Source organism: Pedobacter ginsengisoli (assembly GCF_002736205.1).
Lineage (GTDB): Bacteria > Bacteroidota > Bacteroidia > Sphingobacteriales > Sphingobacteriaceae > Pedobacter > Pedobacter ginsengisoli_A.
Window position 1 is genome coordinate 1,417,613 of the sequence record NZ_CP024091.1, and the last position, 20,103, is coordinate 1,437,715.

Here is a 20,103-nt window from a genome sequence, read left to right on the forward strand (position 1 = left end):
TTTTTAAATATTGCATGAATAGAACACTTTAATGCAGATACCAATGATAATATCTTTATATTTGCTAATATTTGTAGTATTTCTGATTTGTTATGACTGTTACTGTACTCCCCATTATTGAACCCGAAGCTATCCCTGCAGCACCGTTGGCTAAAGTGATGAATGAAAGATTACGTCGTTTAGCAACAGAACTGAAGGAAATACACCTTAAAGAACTCGAAACTGCCGAGCCTATGTTTGAAGATCTGGTTATCTATATGGGTTACAATAACAAATATAGTATCCGTTGGAAAATCGTAAATGATGTTCCCTTAAAAATAGAAACCATAGTTGCTGATCAGTGTGCTTTACTAGGTTATATCAAATGGAAAAGCTCAACTCTTAATAGTTTTCATGGAAAATAGCATGGTATATTAGTTTGTTATTTTTAATGCAAATGCATAACTGAGTGCTGGCTGTTTAGCAGGTAAGGTTACTGTAAGCCCTGTTTCGTCTTGTTTAAAATCTGTAATAGGACCGACCCCTAGCAACTCCATGCTTTTGATTTTAGAAGGATACAAAGAAGCATTTCCTTTTGCAAGGCTTTTGATCGTTATTTTTCCATTCTCAGGCCACCCCATCGGAATAGCATATAAAACAGCACCCTTAGTTGTAAACCTAATATCTTGAGCTACAAAGGGCTTTCCTTTGCCTTCATTAAATCCTTGAGCTGTAAGGGGAGCCATATTTTCAGTAGCCGGTCCTTCGCCATATATCTTCCATGGGCGCGTTCCATAAATACATTCCTTGTTAACTTTCATCCATTGTCCAATCTCTTCCACAACTTTCAATTCATCAGCGTCAATAGTTCCATCACCCCTTACCGGAATACTTAATAAGAGGTTCCCGTTTTTACTTACTACGTCGGCAAGTGTATGAATTACTGTTTTTGAACTTTTGTAATGATGATTATCAAAGATGCGTCTATCATAATGCCATGAACCGATGCAAGTATCAGTTTGCCATGTGTATGGTTCTATTTCGTTACTTTGCCCGCGCTCAATGTCCCACACCATGCATTTGCGCTGTTCTTCATCTAATATTTTGCCATTTAGCACAGCCTTTAAAGCTCCGTTCTTCTTAATGCTGCGATTATACAAATGCGCGGCAATGCGCAAACCAGCATCACTTATAGGCCATAAAGGCAAAGCTGTATCGTCAAAGTAAACCAATTCAGGTTCATATTTGTCGATCAGATCAATGGTTCGCTGGTAGAATTTTTCTATATATGCGTCAGTTGGTTTAGCTACCCCATTTCCCCAATTCCATTGTCTGTGTATAGCACCATTATTCTCACTATCTTCACTTAAAGGATGATTCTGAGCATATAAGCTTTGTGGATCCTCACCATCCCACCATTTTCCTTTACCATCTGCTTTGGTAATTTTTCCATCATAAGGAATACCTGCCATCGGGCCTTTTTTATCAGATCTTTGCGAAGTTTCAAACCAACTCCAGGCATGAGCTGCATGCACACTTACACCAAAATGTATATTGTGTTTTTTCGCGGCTTTCGCCCATCCACCTATTATATCTTTTTTAGGACCCATCTTTACTGAATTCCACTCCTGATACTTACTATTATATAAATCAAAGTTATCGTGATGGTTAGCAAGCGCTACAAAATACTCTGCCCCGGCTTTTTTGTAAAGGCCAACTAAATGATCAGGATCCCAGTTTTCCGCTTTCCATTTATTTATTACATCTTTAAAACCAAATTTTGAAGGATGGCCATACTTTTCAACATGATATTTATATTGGTCACTCCCTTCCTCATACATGCCCCTTGCATACCAATCGCCACGTTCTGGCTCACATTGAGGCCCCCAGTGTGCCCATATGCCAAACTTAGCATCCTTATACCATTCAGGTACCTTATAGTTTTTTAGTGAGTCCCATGTAGGTGAAAAAGGGACTTTAATATATTCTTTCGATCCTTCAGGATCCAAAAAATAGGCTGGTAAAGCGATAGCTTTAGATAATAATAAAGATGGAATAGCAGTTGCCAGGCCTTTTACTAAAGTTCTTCTTTTCATACTGATTTTATCTATTAAGGAATGTTAAGTATAATTGGTTTCCTCAAAGAAATGTGAAATAGTCACTTCAAAAATCAGATTATTAACTACTTATTAAGTGATTTTAACATTTTATATAGATTTTGATTTTATTGGAGTTAAAATTCATTAAGCGAGCATATGGCTTTGACGATAAATTTTAGGAGTTTTACCCGTTATCGCTTTAAAACTCTTATGAAAAGAAGCAAAGTTATTAAATCCTGATTCAAAGCATATTTGTTTAATATCCATTTTGTTTTCTAGAATTAACTTGCAGGAGTAGCCAATTCTAATATCAACAAGAAATTTAGAAAAAGTTTTCCCTGTTCGGGTTTTAAAATAACGACAAAAGGAATTTGGAACCAAATCTGCAACAGCTGCTATTTCTTCAAGCTGGATTTTTTTTCTGAAATTGTTTAATGCAAAATTGTAAATGTTGTTCATCCGCTCATTTTCAGATTCTCTGTAATCATATTTAAAACCGATAGAAGATAATAAGGCAATTTGTGGAAGATTGGCTATAGCCATTAAACACTCTAATAGATTTATTATTTTAGTAATTCCTGTGCTTTGGTATATTTTCTCAATATGTACTGCTATTTCTTCCGCATTTTTTTCCTTTATTAAAATTCCTCTTTTAGCTTTTTCAAGGATATTCTTGATCGGTTTGGTTTCAGGAAGATGAAGAAACCGCTCACCGATAAAGTTATCGTAAAAATGAATTACGGTTGAGTATGGCTCCTTTGATCCCGAATCGTCAAAATAAAGGGAGTCATATTTCCAGTAATGAGGCAAATCACTCCCCACCAAAACAATGTCTCCGGGAGCAAACCTTTTAATATTGTCGCCAACAAATTGAGTGCCCGTACCCTTATGAAAGCAGATCAATTCTATTTCAGTATGGTAATGCCATCTGTTATTTATATTCGGAATCATATCTTTCCGTACGCTGAAAGAATGATCTGCACTATTCGGAATTTTTAAGAGTTGAGGTTTCATCTTTTGCTATTATAAATAAAATATGCCTTAAAAAATCATATAAAGAATATTTATGTTAAAATAACTTAATAAATGGATAAAAGCATCATATTTTCTATTTTAAAACGCGCTTCCTTTATACAATCAGTTATAAACTTATTTGATGTTATCTGTAAAAAAAGAAAAAGGAGAGAATATTGGCATTCAGTTGCCACCAATAATATTTGGAACAAGTAGTTTGGGTAATTTATACCAATCCATAGATTACGAAACTAAACGGAATATTATAAGGGAATGCATCGAGCATTCTTTTGGTAAAGCATTATTTGATACAGCAGGTAAGTACGGTGCCGGCCTGGCATTGGAAGTTCTGGGTAAAAGTCTGTCAGATTTGAACATTCACCCTGATGATGTAGTGATATGTAATAAACTTGGCTGGTACCAAACAGAATTGTTAACTCAAGAGCCAACATTTGAAAAGGATGTCTGGATGGATTTGAAAAATGATGCAGTTCAGCAAATTAGCTACGATGGCATTGTGAAATGCTTTGATCAGGGGAATAAGATTTTAGGTATTTATTCGGCAAAGATGGTCTCTGTACATGATCCTGATGAATATTTAGGAATGGCAAAGGATAAGATAGAAGAAGAACAAAGGTACCGAGATATCCTGGAGGCTTACAGGGCACTTGCAGAATTAAAAAGACAAAAAGTAGTAACTTCGATAGGTATTGGTGCAAAAAACTGGAAAGTGATTGAACGTGTTTCAGCCGATGTAGAATTAGATTGGGTAATGATTGCCAATAGCTTAACCGTAAAGTCGCATCCGGAAGATTTGGTTCGGTTTATTGCTAATTTAAACGACAAAAATATTCAGGTTATTAATTCTGCTGTATTTAATGGTGGTTTTTTAGTAGGTAGCGATTTTTATAATTATCAGAGAGTAGATAAAAGTACAGAGCAGGGCAGGGCGCTTTATGAATGGAGAGATAATTTTTTTTCTTTGTGTAGTAAATTCAATGTAAAGCCGGCCGAAATCTGTTTTGATTTTGGTTTTAATATCCCGGGAGTAAGCAGCATTGCCTTAAATACAACCCGGCCTGAAAAGATAAAAGAGAATATAATGATGATAAATAAAACAATTCCAGAAGGTTTTTGGAAAGCAATGCAAGAAGAACAATTGATATCGATACCTGTAATTAGATGAAAGTACTAGTTTGTAATACTCCGGGGGAGTTTGAATATATAGATAAGGAACAGCCCGTTCTGAAAGAAGGATTTACTAAGCTTAAGGTTAAAGCGGTAGGTATTTGTGGTACAGATTATCATGCTTATCAGGGGGTTCAGCCGTTTTTTAATTACCCAAGAATATTAGGTCATGAAATTGCGGCCGAAATTGCTGAAACAGCAACCAATACTAAATTTAAAATAGGAGACAAGGTAACAATAAGTCCTTATTTTTATTGCGGACATTGTATTGCCTGTCGTAATGGCAAAACAAATTGCTGCGAAGCAATGCAGGTATGTGGAGTGCATATTGATGGAGCAATGAGTGAATATATTCTTGTTCCTGATTATTCAATAATTGCTGGTGAAGGTTTAAATGAAGATGAGTTGGTTTTGGTTGAGCCTCTGGCTATTGGAGCCCACGGTATTAGAAGGGCAAATGTTCAGCCAGGTGAATTTGTTCTTGTTGTGGGAGCCGGCCCAATAGGTTTAGGAACGATGGACTTTGCCGGAATAGGCGGTGCAGAGGTAATTGCTTTAGATACCAATATGCAGCGTTTAGAATTCTGCAAGGATAAGTTGCGAGTTAAACATATTATAAATGCCGCAACAGAAGATGTATCTGGTCGATTAAAAGAAATAACCAATGGTGATATGCCTACGGTTGTAATTGATTGTACAGGAAATCTAAACGCTATAAATAATGCATTTCAGTATATGGCTCATGGAGCCCGTTTCGTTCTTATAGGCCTGCAAAAGCAGTCTATAAGTTTTAGCCATCCTGAATTTCATAAAAGAGAAGCTACATTGTTAAGCAGCCGGAATGCATTGCCAGCTGATTTTGAACATGTAATATCATGCATAAAAGATGGTCGCGTAAAGCCAATAAATTACATCACACATAAATTGAAATTTGAAGAGGTAAAAGATACTTTTTTGGATCTTAAAATCTTTGAAAACGGTTTGGTGAAAGCGGTTATCGAACTCTAGAAATGAAAAATGCATTGCCTAAGTTTTATCCAACAAGGCAATGCATTAAATAATTGAAATTATTTCGATTTAGAAATAGCTTTCTTTAACTCCATTAATAATTCAATATCTTTTTGTCTTATTTTTCCTTCTCTATTAGGTGGTGTGTTTAAGATTAAGATATTATTTTGAGCTGTTGCTATTTTATAATCTTCAAGCAGCTTTTCTACAGATTTGTAAGTAGTATCTTTTGTGTTGTAAAACCATTTTGAACTAATGCATATAGTAGATTCCCAAGGCATATAATAGCGTTCATTATTGTGCGAAAATATTTTTGGATCAGGTGTGGCAGGAAGGTACGGGTCACCTAATCTAAAATCACTCGGGAAGTACCTGATTGGGTAACCTTCTTTTTGCTGATCCGGTAAAACCACATGTTTATCATCATTTTCAGGTGCGCCGATAGACCAGTTAATCCCTATCTGACATTGCGGTTCCCTTGATTTTATTGCTTTATAAAGTTCAGCAGCAGGCCACCTCTTGTTTTGTTTTTCCCAGCCTCCGTCAAACCAAAACTCTACAATTTTAGTTTTTGTTTTCTGGGTTATGTCTATTAACTCATTAATTTGCTTAACCATATAATCGTTATATGCTTTATCCAGAGTTGTATCCTCAGTTTTGGCATTCTCATGTCTGTCCCATAAAGAGTAGTATAATCCTAGCCCTACGTTGTACTTTTTACATGCTTTTGCAACAGCTTCAACAACATTTGTTTTATTCGAGGAACTGCTCACATCATAAGTAGTATACTTACTATCCCAAAGACAAAAGCCATCATGGTGTTTGGTAATTAGTATCACATATTTCATTCCTGCATCCCTGGCGGTTTTAACCCACTGTTCTGCATCAATTGACGATGGATTGTACGAAGTTGGGGGTAAAGTCCCATCTGTCCATTCCTGGTCATGAAAAGTATTTATACCAAAATGAATAAACATACCGTATTTACGGTTTATTTGTTCTAACTGATATTTGCCGGGTTTTAAAGAAGGAATGGGCTCTGTAATCCCTTCCTGAGCTGAAGATAATTTTACTATTGCAAGCAATACCAACGTTAATAGAATGTTTTTTTTCATTTGGTGTTTAATATTTGATTTATTCTCATATTCATTATGCCAAAGGCTTAATGAATTGAAGATAGGGAAGTAATTTGGCTGGCCAATGCTTTTTGAGTTTCTAAAACTGCGCAAACGTTTGTGTTAGAAAAATAGAAATATTTTTATGTGATTATTGCGTTACATTATTTTAATGGTCTATTATTCAGTTATTTATAATAAAGTATTAATTTTATTACAAAGTAATATATAAATATTATAACTTTATTAAAGCTATAACGATTTTCCTCTATGCGTGCAACTACCTGTAGTGTGAGTTAATTTTGTTGGGCAATAAACCAAACTAAACCAAGTTATAACCATGTGTAATTGTATGAAACATTATATGTCTTTGGCATGTCCATGCATTTCGTGGTACACCCTGATCACGAAAATATGAAGAGACTTTACTACTCAGTTATTTTTATTTTAATGTTCTCGGCTTGTAAGCAATCAACAAAAGATGCTGCGAATGCTGTACCCGAAAACCCCTTATTTAAATTATTGGATTCTGCACAAACCAATATCCTTTTTGCAAATAATATAAAGGAAACTTTTGAGCGAAACGTTTTTAATTATCCGGCATTTTATAATGGTTCTGGTGTTTCTATAGGAGATCTAAATAATGATGGCCTTGAGGATATATATTTTGGCGGTAACATGACGTCAAATAAGCTTTACCTAAATAAAGGTAATATGAAGTTTGTGGACGTTACAGAGATTGCAGGTGTTAAGGGAAGGTTAGAAGGATGGAAAAATGGTATCAATATGGTTGACATTAATGGTGATGGACTATTAGATATCTACATATGCTATTCAGGGAAGTATCCGGGTGGAAACAGAAAAAACCAACTCTTTGTCAATAAGGGAGCAACAGAAAAGGGTATTCCTCAGTTTAAGGAAGAGGCCGAAATTTATGGACTGGCAGATTCTGCTTATAGCACACAATCTTATTTCTTTGATTATGATAAGGATGGTGATCTGGACATGTTACTGGTAAATGAAAATATCAGAGTACTTACTGAGCTTGATGATGTAACCATTCAGGAACTTCAAAAAACTGCGGATAGTATGTCGGGAACCAAGCTATATAAAAATGAGGGAGGCCATTTTAAAGATGTGACCCTTAAAGCAGGATTGCATAGTTCAGTATTGTCGTACGGATTGGCAGCAGCTACTTCTGACGTAAATGGGGATGGATGGCCGGATATCTATGTTTCAAATGATTATTCCATTCAGGACAGACTATATATCAATAACAAAGACGGAACGTTCACCGATCAGCTAACATCCAATCTTCGCCATATTTCTATGTATTCAATGGGAAATGCCGTGGTAGATATAAATAATGATGGGTTGATAGATATCTATACCCTTGATATGATTCCCGAAGATAACCGTCGCCAAAAATTACTTCAGGGATTTGATAACTATGAATTCTTTGATTTGAATCTGCGAAATGGCCTCTACTATCAATATATGCGTAACATGCTGCATATTAATAATGGCAACGGAACATTTAGTGAGGTTGGGCAGTTGGCAGGTGTATCAAATACCGACTGGAGTTGGGCGCCTTTATTTGCCGACTTTGATAACGATGGATGGAAAGATCTTTTTGTAACCAATGGTTACCTGCATGATTTTACCAATATGGATGTGGTAAAGTATAATGCAAATTATTTTAACAGCATAAACGGCGATGTTGAACCCAGACATATTTTAGATATGTTAAATAATTTACCCTCATCTGATGTAAAGAACTATATCTATAAAAATAAGCAAGGATTTACTTTTGCAAATAGATCTTTTGATTGGGGTATTGATATTCCTTCAAATAGTAGTGGGGCAGCATATGCTGACCTTGATAATGATGGGGATCTGGACCTGATAATTAACAATATAAATAAACCAGCCTTCATTTATCAGAACAAGGGAGATTCGACCAGTCATTATCTAAAAGTAAAATTAACCGGACTAAAACAAAATACAGAAGGTATAGGTGCAAAGGTTACCGTTTACAGTGATTCTAAACTACAATCATTAGAGCAGATGCCTTCAAGAGGTTATTTATCCAGAGTATCTTCAATTTTACATTTTGGATTGGGCAATAAGAATAAAATAGACTCGATTTCTGTAGTATGGCAAAGTGGAAAAAAACAAGTGCTCACTAATGTTAAACCGGATCAGTTAGTACCTTTAAATGAAAAAGATGCGTTAGAAAATAACCGTCCGCCTGCTTTAAAACCTGCAATATTTAAAGAAGTTCCATCGCCCCTGGAGTTTGTTAAAAGCAAAAATGGCATTAACGATTTTAAGAGACAGCCTTTAATGACCAACCCACAATCATTTGTTGGCCCATGTATGGTAAAAGGTGATGTTAATAAGGATGGTTTAGAAGATGTGTATGTTGGAGGGAACAAGAATGAGCCCGGCGCATTATACATTCAGCAAAAAAACGGCAAGTTCATTAAAAATCAAAAACCATTTGAAGGTGATAAGGAGAGTGAAGATGCTGATGCAATATTCTTTGATGCTAATGGCGATGGTTTTATTGATTTATATGTCGTAAGCGGTGGCTATCATGGTTTTATGCCTACAGACCCATTATTGCAAGATCGCTTGTACCTTAACGACGGGAAAGGAAATCTCTTAAAATCAACCGGCACATTACCCGAAATGCATGTAAGTAAAAGTTGTGCCCGTGTTGCTGACTTTAATGGAGATGGACATTTGGATATTTTTGTGGGAGGGAGGGTTATTCCCGGGCTTTATCCGGAAGCACCTAAAAGTTACCTGTTAATTAACGACGGTAAGGGTCATTTTAAAGATCAAATGAGTGTTGTTTGTTCTGATTTAAATCAAATGGGGATGATTACAGATGCTGCATGGATAGATTTAAATGGAGATAAGAAGCCTGATCTGGTTACTGTTGGAGAATGGATGCCAGTAAGTGTTTTCATTAATACTGATGGTAAATTAGTTAACAAAACGAAAAACTATTTTGATAAAGAATATAGTGGTTGGTGGAATAAACTTCTGGTTGCAGACCTTAACGAGGATGGCAAGCCCGACCTGATTGTTGGTAATCTGGGCCTAAATAGCCAGTGCAAGGTTAGTGATAAAGAACCTGCTGAAATGTATTACAAAGACTTTGATGACAATGGTGCTATTGATCCTATTCTATGTTTTTATATGATGGGTAAAAGCTTTCCATACATAACCAGAGATGAATTATTAGACCAGATGAGCATCATGAGACCACGGTTCCCCAATTATGCAAGTTATGCTGACGCAACTTTAAAAGATGTATTTACATCAGATGAATTAAAGGGCGCTAAATATTTAAAAGCAAACAGTCTGAAAACTACATATTTTCAAAGTAGAACAGATGGGCGTTTTCATGAAAAAGATTTGCCTCTGGAAGTACAAATGGCTCCTGTTTATACTATTACTGCAGTTGATTATGATGCCGATGGCCATAAAGATCTGTTATTGTGTGGCAACATGAATCAAGCCAGACTTCGCTTCGGAAAATACGATGCCAATTATGGACTCCTGCTAAAAGGTAACGGTAAAGGCAATTTTAATTATATACCTCAATATAAATCGGGCTTTAAATTACAAGGGGATGTCAGAAGCGCAATTGAGATTAACAATACAATTGTTTTTGGAATTAATCAGCAAGGGCCAAAGGCCTATCAGTTAAAAGGAAAATAGAACCATTATTAAAGATATGAGAAAACTATTGTTTTTTAGTTTGTGTGTAATATGTTTAGCTGCATGCCACAGCAATGAAAAATCACCCGAATTAAGCAATAAAGATATTGCTAAGGTTGTTGATGAAATGACCGAACTTATGATTCATGACGTAACAAACCCTCCACTTGCAGCCAGATTTTTTGCTTATGCAAACCTTGCCGGTTATGAGGTTGTGGTGCAAAATGATTCCAATTGTGTTTCAATGAAGGGGATATTAAATGATTACCCTGAGATAGTAAAACCGTCGGTTCCCGGGAAATATTCTTACCAGCTCAGTGCCATCCTTGCTACAATTGCTACAGCAAAGAAAATGCAGCCTTCTGGTAGTTTATTGGAAAAATACGAGCAATCATTTTTAGATTCCTGCAAAAAAGTAGGATTCTCTGATGATGTTGTCCAGAATTCTAAATTATACGCTCAGCAGATAAGTAAGCAGATATTAAAGTACGCAAAAGCTGATAAGTATAATAAGATCAGTAACTATCCTCGTTATACACCTCTAAATAAAGAGGGCAGCTGGTACCCAACCCCACCTGGTTATTTTGCCCCTGTTGAACCATATTTTAATACCATTAGGCCTTTTGCTTTAGATTCCTGTTCTCAATTTAAACCTGCGCCTCCTGTTCCGTTTTCTAAAGATAAAAAATCGGCATTTTATAAATTAATGCTAGATAATTATGTTGTAGGTGGAGCTGGTCTAACACCAGAACACAGAGCCATTGCCGCATTTTGGGACTGCAATCCATTTGCATTAAAAAGCGATGGACATTTGCTAACCGGAATGAAAAAGATATCTCCGGGGGCACATTGGATGGGTATAGCCGGTATAGCATGCCAGCAATCTAAATTTAATTTTTCTAAAACATATCAAGTGTATACAATGGTTGCTGCAGGATTAACTGATAGCTTTATTAGTTGCTGGGACGAAAAATTTAGAAGTAATAGAATACGCCCGGAAACTGCAATAAGGACCTATATTGATCCTAAATGGAAGCCTTTATTGCAAACTCCGCCTTTTCCCGAATATTTGAGTGGACATTCTTGTGCATCCAGTACCTCTTCTGTTATACTAACTCACTATTTCGGTGATAACTATCATTATACAGATAATGTTGAAGAGAAATATGGTTTGCCATCAAGAAAATTTACCTCATTTAAAAATGCCGCAGAAGAGGCTGCATTAAGCAGGTATTGGGGAGGGATTCATTTTATGGATGCCATAGAAAATGGAATGACTACAGGCTTTGGTGTAGGGGAATTACTGATCTCTAAGTTGAAAGCCAAACAACAATCTTAAAAAATAAACCAACCAAACAAACTAAATATATAACCAAAATCAAATTATGAAGAAAATTTTTACCACGCTCTCTATTCTTTTAATCTCTGCTAAAGTTTTTTCCCAGGGATGTGTAGCCATCCGAAGCACGGGGGGGATATGTGCTATGACAGAACACCCAGATAGCTCGCTTAGTGCTGATGGCGGCAGTTGGGTGCTAAATATGAACACCCGATATTTCATGTCAAATAAACATTTCAAGGGCGATGTTTATCAAAAAGAACGAATTAAAAATGGAAATGAAGTAATCAACCATCAGTTTGCTACTGATCTATCTCTGATTAGGGTTTTTAATAGCCGTTGGTCTGCAATGATAGATATACCGGTTATTTCCAATGCCAGATCTTCTAAATATGAGCACAACCCACCACCAGATCTAAGTAATGAGAGACATAGCATGCATTCATTTGGCTTAGGTGACATCAGAGTTGCTGCTTATCGCTGGCTCTTCAATCCAGCTACAAGTCCGAAAGCAAATGTTCAGCTAGGTCTTGGAATTAAATTTGCGACCGGTGATTATGATTATCAGGATTATTGGCAAAATGTAGGCCCTGGCAGAAAACCAGAACTACGTACTGTAGATCAGTCTATTCAATTAGGTGATGGAGGAACCGGACTTACACTTGAAATTAATTCATTTGCTAATATTAAGCATAATCTGGGCTTATATGCCAATGCGTTTTATTTAAGCAATCCACGTCAAAATAACGGCGTCAGAACCTATCGTGAATTGGTGAGCCCTTCTTTAGCTAATGAGGCAATTAGCAGTGTTCCAGACCAATTTATGGCCAGACTTGGAGCTAACTACGCCTTAGATAAATTAGTTATTTCTGCAGGTGGACGAATTGAAGGTATTCCAATCCACGATGTTATTGGAGGAAGTGGTGATTTTCGCAGACCAGGCTATGTCATTTCTGTTGAGCCTAGTCTTACTTACCAGCTTAGCAAGATAAATATATATGCATCAGTGCCAGCTGCGGTTTACAGAAAAAGAACTCAAAGTGTTACTGATAGGGCACGTTCAACCGGAACGACCTTTGTAAACGGAGACGCAGCCTTTGCTGATTACTCAGTTAACTTAGGGATTTCCTTCAGACTGTAATAATTTGATTAGGAAGCTGTCCATAAAGCACAATTGTGCTTTATGGACAGCTTTTTTATTTCTATGTATTTGGTAAATGAATATATAATTGTAATTTGAAGGAAACTAAACACAAATGAAACTGAAACAGAGCATTTTAATGTTCTGTATTCTGCTTGCTTCTTCTGGGTGCAACATGTCAAAAAAGACAAGTCAGGGGAATGTTAAGGGAATAACCAACCCTGACCAAAAGCAGTTTGCAGAGCATATCCGTACTACTGAATTTCAGACACCTGAACAGGAACGAGCGGGATTTAAACTACCTCCGGGGTTCGAAATTACACTGTATGCATCTGAACCAGACATAGGAAAACCAATCAACATGGAGTTTGATGAAAAAGGCAGGCTATGGGTCACCCAATCATCTGAATATCCTATGGCGGCAGCTCCCGCAAAAGGTCATGATAAAATAACCATACTGGAAGATTCAGATGGAGATGGTAAGGCAGATAAATTTATCCCATTTGCAGAAAATCTAAACATCCCAATTGGTTTAATCCCGGTTCGCAAAGGCGCTATTGCATTTAGTATCCCAAATATTTACCAGTTTACCGATACCAATGGAGATTGGAAATCAGATAAAAAAAAAGTAATCTTAGGTGAATTTGGTCACCAGGATACGCATGGGATGGTTAATAACTTTATAAGAGGTTTCGATGGATGGATCTACGCTTGCCATGGTTTTACCAATACTTCAACAATTGCAGGTACTGATGGTGATTCCATTAGGATGGTTTCAGGAAACACATTTCGTTTTCGGCCTGATGGGAGCAGGGTGGAGCAAACCTCCTATGGTCGTGTTAACCCATTTGGCTATACTTTCGATGAATGGGGTTATTTATATTCAGTTGATTGTCATTCTAAACCAATTTATCAATTGATTAGAGGAGCTGAGTATCCTCATTTTGGGAAGAAGTCACCAGCAATGGGTTTTGCTCCTGAAATGATGAGTTACGAGCTTGGGTCAACAGCGCTATCTGGTTTAGTCTACTATTCTGGAGAACAATTCCCGGAAGAATACCGAAACAGTTTTTATTCAGGAGATGTGGTTACCTGCAGGATCAATAGAAATACAATGTCCTTTGCAGGCTCATCTCCGGAAGCGAAACGTCAGGAAGATTTCTTAATCAGTTCTGACCCCTGGTTCAGGCCAGTTAACATTAAAACAGGACCTGATGGCGCTTTATATATTGCTGATTTCTATAACCGTATTATTGGGCATTATGAAGTACCTCTGGATCACCCTCTGAGAGACCGTCAAAGTGGACGGATCTGGAAAATTACTTATAAAGGGGATAAAAAACATAAAGATAATAAGCTTAAAGATTGGTCAAAAGCAAGCCTTGTTGAACTGATTAAAAACTTAAACCATCCTCAACTTAATCTAAGGATGATGATTGCTAATCAAATTGTTGAAGGTTATGGTGAAAAGGCAGCTGATCAGTTAACTGTTAAACTTAAATCATCCAAAACCGATTCAAGGTCTTATGTACAGGCTTTGTGGATTTTGTTTCGTTTAAAGGCTTTGCAGGATGGAGTTTTAGACAAAGCACTCAATCATAACGATCCAGTAATTAGAGTGCATGCATATAGAATACTTGCTGAGAAAACAGCAATTTCATTAAAATATCAGCAAAAGGCATTAAATGCGTTAAAAGATACAAATACACATGTACAACGCGTTGCCGCAGAAGTGTTGGGTAAATATCCAAAAGCTGCAGCTATTAAGGCTTTACTGCCGGTTTACACTGGCTCTGGTGAACAGGATAGTCATTTAAAATACACTGTTCTATTAGCCATACGAGATAATTTAAAGCATACTGAAGTAATGAAAAGTGTTCTTGCTCAGAATTGGAATGAGGAACAGTTAAAAGTATTGATCAAAGTTATTCTTGATGTGCCATCTAAAGAAGCCGCACTATTTGCAATGACGTATCTGCAAAACCACAATTTATCGAACAATGAACTACTTTCTAATTTAGAATATATTGGTCGTTATATGGATGCCGAAAACTTGAAGAAACCTATTGAGTTTATCCAGAAAAAGTTTTCTAATGATCTTGATGTGCAGTATGTGTTGTTTAATACCATGCAGCAGGGTTTACGACAAGGGGGAGGAAAATTAACCCCCTCAATGAAAAGCTGGGGAATCAGTCTGGCAGAAAAATCATTAAAAAATAGCTTAGCTATGTCTAGTATGTGGAGTAATAAGCCACTAGAGCAAACCGGTGATCCGGTAAATCCATGGTCAACGATAAATCATGCAATTATTGCCGAGTTGCCTACTCTTAAAGTAATCTGGAGTGAGATTAATGGTTATCCTCCGACTGGTATATTGGTTTCTCCTGATTTTGTGTTACCCTCATCTTTAGCGCTTAGTGTATTTGATAACGATGTACATAACACGGAATCCAAAATAGGTATTTCAAAAAATGCTGTTCGAATTCGTTTGGCTAAATCTAAAAAGATAATTGCCTCTTATCGTGCGGTATTTCATGAAAAAATGGAAGCTAAAGAACTTATGAAATCAGTCAAATTCAATTTAGAGCCTTATAAGGGACAACTGGCATTTATTGAAGTTGTGGATAGTACCAAGACCGGATCTGTTGGTATTGGAGGATTAATGCCTGCTGTTTTAGATATTCCTGATAAAGGGGTAGCAGAAACAGCTGCGCGCTATACGTTGGCGGCTGAAATTGTAAACGATTACAAGGTATATGAGTTAGAACCAGAAATGGAAATGTTAGCAAAGGCGCGCTGGGCCGATTATAAGACTCGGGCTGCGGCTTCCATGGCTTTAATGAACTTAAACGCTGCCAAGCATAAAGCACTAATCTCCGAGATATTTTTGAGTCTTGATGAGAGTCAGTTATTAAAAGAAAAGATTGCTCAGGTAATTGCTCAGGATAATTCTGTAAGTCGACATGCCTTATTACAAAAAGGTTTTGAGGGAAGCCAGCGCAGCTTACAGCTGGCAATCGCAACTATACTTGCCAACTCTGAAAAAGGTATTGATTACCTTTTGACATCTGTTAAACAGGGTGATGTGAAATTTGATCTTTTATCTGAATTGCCGGTAAAAGAGGGGTTTGCTGCAAATATTAGCCCAAAACAACAGCAGAAATTAGATCAAATGAGCTTAGGCCAGTCTTCGGAAAGCGAAGCGCGGAAACAGTTGATAGCATCCCGTTTGTCAGCATTTGATCCTGCGGCTGTAACTGTTGAATCTGGTAAAGCAATGTTCATACAGAATTGTAGCATGTGCCACCAGATAAAAGGAAATGGGGGCATGATAGGTCCGCAGCTTGATGGTATTGGGAACTGGGGGCAAAAAGCCTTGACAGAAAAGGTATTAGATCCAAATCGGAACATTTCACAGGCTTTTAGAACATATAATATTGTTTTAGCCAACGGAAAAGTATTAACCGGTTTGTATCGCAGAGAAGAGGGTGAAGTATTGGTGTTTGCAAACCCTGGTGGTCAAGAATTTTCTGTTCCTAAAAATGAAATTAAAGAGAGAAAACCTTCCAGATACACATTAATGCCTGATCAATTTAGTAAAACCATTGCCAAAAAAGATTTTGATGCATTGCTTAAGTATTTGTTAAGTGTCAAAGAATAGATGATGAATTATCCACAATAACAAGATAAAAATGAAGAACGTAAAAAGACCACTAATTGCATGTTTAGTTGTTTGTATGTCACTACTTAACAATACTGGATCAGCACAGGTTAAAAATAAAAATGTAAAGCTGATACAGTTTAAAAAGCACATTTTAATAGATGAGTTTGTTACTGAGGGAACAGCAGTAGGTGATATAAACAAAGATGGTAAAATGGATATTGTTGCAGGACCTTACTGGTTTGAAGCACCAGATTGGAAGCGACATGAACTTGACGCGCCCAAAAAGTTTAACTGGAGAGATTCTTATAGTAATTCATTTCTTAATTACGCAATGGACGTAAATCTAGATGGTTGGTTGGATGTCATTCGTGTTGATTTTCCCGGTGAACCTGCTGTATGGTATGAAAACCCTAAGAACAAAGAAGGACATTGGAAAATGCATGCACTATATTCATCAGTAGGGAATGAGTCGCCTGCCTTTGTCGACGTTGATGGAGATGGAAGGATTGATTTATTATGTGCAGATTCTAAGGGGAACAAGATGATTTGGTTAAAAGCTCCTTCTATGAAGGGGGATACTGCATGGACAGTCAATGTAATTAGCGATGTAAAGGATAGAGGCACGCATCAATTTACACACGGTTTGGGCTATGGGGATATCAATAAAGATGGTCGATCTGATGTATTTATTAAGAGCGGGTGGTGGGAAGCACCTGAAGATCGTACACAAACTAATTGGACATGGCACCCTGCTAATTTCGGTGATGACTGTTCACAAATGTATGCTATGGATTTAGATGGGGATGGTGACATTGATGTTGTGAGCGCTTCGTCCCATAATTACGGCATCTGGTGGCATGAACAGGTAAAAGATGACCAGGGAAATATAGATTGGAAGCGTCATGAGATTTTGAAAACTTTTTCGCAAACACATGGTCTTGCAATGGTCGATGTAAACAAAGATGGGCATCCTGATCTGGTAACTGGTAAACGTTTTTATGCACATAATGGGCATGATCCAGGGGAAGAAGAGCCAGCTGTTTTATACTGGTTTGAATATAAACCAGGAAAAGTACCATCTTGGATTGCACATCAGATTGATGACAATTCGGGAATAGGCTTGCAAGTGATAACGCAAGACATGAATAAGGATAAGCTTATGGATATTGTTATAGGAAATAAGAAAGGAGTATTCTATTTTGAGCAAATAAAGAACTAGCTTTTTTTGTATATTTATGATAACCAAATGTTTAAATAATGAAAAAGCAATTGACGCTCCTGATTGTTGCGCTATCTTTATTACTCTCAGGTTGTAAAAAGAAATCTGGATCTGAAGATCCGGAAGTAGTTCGCGTTAAATTATTATCAAGAATAATAGAAGTAAGTGGATATCCAAAACCAACTACAACATTTACCATATATTCATATGATGAAAAAAAAAGGATAAGTACAATTAGCAGAGGTGGAACTGTACTTACAACTTATACCTACCATGGTGATGAGCTATTTAGTATAGAAACAAAGTCTGGCAATGACAAAAATAATTACGAATTCACTTATGCAGATGGAAGACCCAAGCAAATATTCAGCAAATTTTATACGAAGGGGGAATTAAAGTCGCAGAGAACTACCGGGAATATTTACACGGGTGATAAGATTACGGAAGTTCACGTCAATGAATCTGGTGTTGTTGCACAAAAACGATTTTTTAGGTATTCTGGTGATAATCTTGTGGGATCAGATAGTCAAACAGATATATTTACAACTAAAGAGTCGATATTTGGCTCGAAAAAAAACATGTATTTTAATTCAAGATTGAAATACTTAAATAGTATTGAAAATTTTGATAGGTTTTCGGCTAATGAATTACTTAAGGCAATTATAAAATATCCCAATGGTTCTGAACTCCGTCAGTTAAATACCTATACTTATGATGATGATGATTTCCCAAAAACGTTATTAACCGAATACAGCGATGCATCAGGTCAAAACGTGGGTACCTATAAATATACTTTTGAATACGACATGTATTAATATAAATGAAAATAATACTTCCTTTTTTTTATTTCCTGATCATATTTAATCCTTTTAGAAGTGAAGGTAGAATGTTTAATGATAAAAAGCCTTTCCCTCAGCATGCAGCATATACTAAAGGAACAATTAAGCCAAACCATAAAACTCAGGCTCAGTTGGATGCCGATGTAATTTTTGTTTATCAACGTTGGAAGAAAAACTATTTGACTGAAGATATTGGTGAAAAAGGACAATACTATATAAAGTACCAGCAAAGTGGGGCAGTTACCTGTTCTGAGGCCCATGGCTATGGAATGGTTACTCTGGCTTATATGGCCGGAGCCGATTCTAAGGCCAGGGACTATTTCGATGGAATGTTCCATTTTTTTAAAGCTCACCCAAGTAATGGCAATTCAAAATTAATGAATTGGCAGCAGGCGATAAAAGATGGTAAGGTTGTGTCTGTAGGGCGTAGCTGTGCGACTGATGGCGACATGGATATTGCCTATGCATTATTATTGGCTGATAAACAGTGGGGCAGCAGTGGAAAAATAAATTATAAAGCCGAGGCAATTTCAATTATTAATGCTTTGAAAGCATCGATTATACACGCTAAATATAAAACTTTAAAAATGGGAGATTGGGCAGGAGAGGAAGGATCCCGAAGTACAGATGGAACCAGACCATCTGATTTTATGTTTCAGCATATTAAATCATATAAAAAATTTACGGGAGATGAGGTATGGGATACAGTAATCCAAAATTCGTACGGCATAGTTAATCACATATTTAATAAATTTAGTAGTCAAACCGGTCTACTTCCTGATTTTGCTGAATACAAGAGTGGAAATTTTATTCCTGCAGTGGGTAAATTATTAGAAGCACCTACTGATGGTTGTTACTCTTACAATGCTGCCCGAACCCCCTGGAGGCTGGCAACCGATTATTTAACTACGGGCAATACTACTCTAAAAAATCAACTTACCACTTTAAACTCATGGATTAGAAATGAAACGTCTGATGATCCTGGCCGTATTCGTTCAGGATACCAGTTGGATGGTAAAATGATGGATGGCAGAAACTATCAGGACCTTACCTATCAATCTCCATTTATGGTCAGTGCTATGATTGATTCAAAGAATCAGCAATGGTTAAACAAACTTTGGGATAATGCTGTTAAAAACAACAAAAGCTACTTTGGCGATTCCATTACCATGTTATGTATGATTACTGCTTCAGGAAACTGGTGGTTACCTTAAATCATTGTAAGTTTTTTCTGGTTTCTGCAACCTATTAAGAAATCAGAAAAATATGTACTTAATTAATAATCTATGCGTGAGCAATCCTTTGTACAGCTAATTCATGAGCATCAAGGTATTATTCACAAAATTTGCAGACTATACCGAGATAGTAAAGAAGATCGCGAAGATCTTTTTCAGGAAATTGCCTATCAATTATGGAAGTCTTTTGCCTCTTATAAAGGTGAAGCAAAGATAAGCACCTGGATGTATCGTATTGCACTTAATACTGCGATTGCCTCATTCCGAAAAAAGAAACTTAATGTTGAATATCGACCAGAATTACCAGAGCTGCCTTATTTTGAAGAGAGTGATGAATATCAGATTCGACAAGAAAGGCTATTTGCTGTATTAAAGCAACTAAATGAAAGTGAAAAGGCCATAATTACCCTTTACCTTGATGAGCTTAGTTACAAGCAGATCGCGGAAATAATTGGTATAAATGAAAATAATTTAGGAGTTAAACTCAATAGAATTAAACTAAAAATTCAAAAACTTATAATCAGGTAA

At 36.6% G+C, this 20,103-nt stretch carries 14 protein-coding genes; 11 read left to right on the forward strand and 3 right to left on the reverse strand.

Annotated elements, in window-relative coordinates; genetic code table 11:
* Window positions 1–92: 92 nt before the first annotated feature.
* Window positions 93–404 carry a hypothetical protein gene (locus CPT03_RS05790; RefSeq protein WP_099437947.1) on the forward strand — a complete coding sequence of 104 codons (312 nt, stop codon included), beginning with the start codon at window positions 93–95 and terminating at the stop codon, window positions 402–404.
* A 9-nt stretch (window positions 405–413) separates the two neighbouring features.
* Here CPT03_RS05790 and CPT03_RS05795 read toward each other — a convergent pair whose 3' ends face one another.
* Window positions 414–2,075, reverse strand: a complete 1,662-nt coding sequence (locus tag CPT03_RS05795) for an alpha-L-fucosidase (RefSeq protein WP_099437948.1) — start codon at window positions 2,073–2,075, stop codon at window positions 414–416.
* A gap of 147 nt (window positions 2,076–2,222) precedes the next feature.
* Complete coding sequence (locus tag CPT03_RS05800) at window positions 2,223–3,092, reverse strand: AraC family transcriptional regulator (RefSeq protein WP_099437949.1); 870 nt, start codon at window positions 3,090–3,092, stop codon at window positions 2,223–2,225.
* A 142-nt stretch (window positions 3,093–3,234) separates the two neighbouring features.
* On the opposite strand from CPT03_RS05800, the gene CPT03_RS05805 reads away from it, so the two are divergent.
* Window positions 3,235–4,278, forward strand: coding sequence for an aldo/keto reductase (locus tag CPT03_RS05805; protein ID WP_099437950.1), 1,044 nt, complete (start codon window positions 3,235–3,237; stop codon window positions 4,276–4,278).
* A complete protein-coding gene (locus CPT03_RS05810) occupies window positions 4,275–5,288 on the forward strand; it encodes a zinc-binding alcohol dehydrogenase family protein (protein WP_099437951.1) in 1,014 nt (337 codons plus the stop codon). The genes CPT03_RS05805 and CPT03_RS05810 overlap by 4 nt, the downstream gene beginning before the upstream one ends.
* A gap of 59 nt (window positions 5,289–5,347) precedes the next feature.
* Here the strand turns inward: CPT03_RS05810 and CPT03_RS05815 are convergent, their stop codons facing one another.
* Entirely contained in the window at window positions 5,348–6,403 is a 1,056-nt protein-coding gene (locus tag CPT03_RS05815; protein WP_099441025.1) for an alpha-L-fucosidase, read from the reverse strand.
* Window positions 6,404–6,817: 414 nt separating this feature from the next.
* On the opposite strand from CPT03_RS05815, the gene CPT03_RS05820 reads away from it, so the two are divergent.
* The 8 genes from CPT03_RS05820 to CPT03_RS05855 all read left to right on the forward strand — a co-directional run bounded on the left by CPT03_RS05820 (window position 6,818) and on the right by CPT03_RS05855 (window position 20,103).
* A complete protein-coding gene (locus CPT03_RS05820) occupies window positions 6,818–10,138 on the forward strand; it encodes a VCBS repeat-containing protein (RefSeq protein ID WP_099441026.1) in 3,321 nt (1,106 codons plus the stop codon).
* Window positions 10,139–10,154: 16 nt separating this feature from the next.
* Window positions 10,155–11,477 carry a vanadium-dependent haloperoxidase gene (locus CPT03_RS05825; RefSeq protein ID WP_099437952.1) on the forward strand — a complete coding sequence of 441 codons (1,323 nt, stop codon included), beginning with the start codon at window positions 10,155–10,157 and terminating at the stop codon, window positions 11,475–11,477.
* A gap of 46 nt (window positions 11,478–11,523) precedes the next feature.
* Window positions 11,524–12,618, forward strand: a complete 1,095-nt coding sequence (locus tag CPT03_RS05830; protein WP_099437953.1) for a hypothetical protein — start codon at window positions 11,524–11,526, stop codon at window positions 12,616–12,618.
* Window positions 12,619–12,733: 115 nt separating this feature from the next.
* Window positions 12,734–16,279: a PVC-type heme-binding CxxCH protein gene (locus tag CPT03_RS05835; protein ID WP_099437954.1), complete on the forward strand. Its 3,546-nt coding sequence runs from the start codon at window positions 12,734–12,736 to the stop codon at window positions 16,277–16,279.
* A 31-nt stretch (window positions 16,280–16,310) separates the two neighbouring features.
* The gene (locus tag CPT03_RS05840) at window positions 16,311–17,501 is read left to right on the forward strand and encodes an FG-GAP repeat domain-containing protein (protein ID WP_099437955.1); all 1,191 of its coding nucleotides are present in this window, start codon (window positions 16,311–16,313) and stop codon (window positions 17,499–17,501) included.
* Window positions 17,502–17,539: 38 nt separating this feature from the next.
* Window positions 17,540–18,316 (forward strand): hypothetical protein, encoded by a 777-nt coding sequence (locus CPT03_RS05845; protein ID WP_099437956.1) that lies wholly within the window; start codon window positions 17,540–17,542, stop codon window positions 18,314–18,316.
* 5 nt (window positions 18,317–18,321) lie between these two features.
* The gene (locus tag CPT03_RS05850; protein WP_099437957.1) at window positions 18,322–19,554 is read left to right on the forward strand and encodes a glycosyl hydrolase family 8; all 1,233 of its coding nucleotides are present in this window, start codon (window positions 18,322–18,324) and stop codon (window positions 19,552–19,554) included.
* A 72-nt stretch (window positions 19,555–19,626) separates the two neighbouring features.
* Entirely contained in the window at window positions 19,627–20,103 is a 477-nt protein-coding gene (locus CPT03_RS05855) for an RNA polymerase sigma factor (RefSeq protein ID WP_099437958.1), read from the forward strand.

Excerpts from the sequence above, each read along its gene's own strand:
- CPT03_RS05790 (WP_099437947.1), top strand. The coding sequence starts at position 93 with ATGACTGTTACTGTACTCCCCATTATTGAACCCGAAGCTATCCCTGCA.
- CPT03_RS05795 (WP_099437948.1), bottom strand. The coding sequence starts at position 2,075 with ATGAAAAGAAGAACTTTAGTAAAAGGCCTGGCAACTGCTATTCCATCT.
- CPT03_RS05800 (WP_099437949.1), bottom strand. The coding sequence starts at position 3,092 with ATGAAACCTCAACTCTTAAAAATTCCGAATAGTGCAGATCATTCTTTC.
- CPT03_RS05805 (WP_099437950.1), top strand. The coding sequence starts at position 3,235 with ATGTTATCTGTAAAAAAAGAAAAAGGAGAGAATATTGGCATTCAGTTG.
- CPT03_RS05810 (WP_099437951.1), top strand. The coding sequence starts at position 4,275 with ATGAAAGTACTAGTTTGTAATACTCCGGGGGAGTTTGAATATATAGAT.
- CPT03_RS05815 (WP_099441025.1), bottom strand. The coding sequence starts at position 6,403 with ATGAAAAAAAACATTCTATTAACGTTGGTATTGCTTGCAATAGTAAAA.
- CPT03_RS05820 (WP_099441026.1), top strand. The coding sequence starts at position 6,818 with ATGAAGAGACTTTACTACTCAGTTATTTTTATTTTAATGTTCTCGGCT.
- CPT03_RS05825 (WP_099437952.1), top strand. The coding sequence starts at position 10,155 with ATGAGAAAACTATTGTTTTTTAGTTTGTGTGTAATATGTTTAGCTGCA.
- CPT03_RS05830 (WP_099437953.1), top strand. The coding sequence starts at position 11,524 with ATGAAGAAAATTTTTACCACGCTCTCTATTCTTTTAATCTCTGCTAAA.
- CPT03_RS05835 (WP_099437954.1), top strand. The coding sequence starts at position 12,734 with ATGAAACTGAAACAGAGCATTTTAATGTTCTGTATTCTGCTTGCTTCT.
- CPT03_RS05840 (WP_099437955.1), top strand. The coding sequence starts at position 16,311 with ATGAAGAACGTAAAAAGACCACTAATTGCATGTTTAGTTGTTTGTATG.
- CPT03_RS05845 (WP_099437956.1), top strand. The coding sequence starts at position 17,540 with ATGAAAAAGCAATTGACGCTCCTGATTGTTGCGCTATCTTTATTACTC.
- CPT03_RS05850 (WP_099437957.1), top strand. The coding sequence starts at position 18,322 with ATGAAAATAATACTTCCTTTTTTTTATTTCCTGATCATATTTAATCCT.
- CPT03_RS05855 (WP_099437958.1), top strand. The coding sequence starts at position 19,627 with ATGCGTGAGCAATCCTTTGTACAGCTAATTCATGAGCATCAAGGTATT.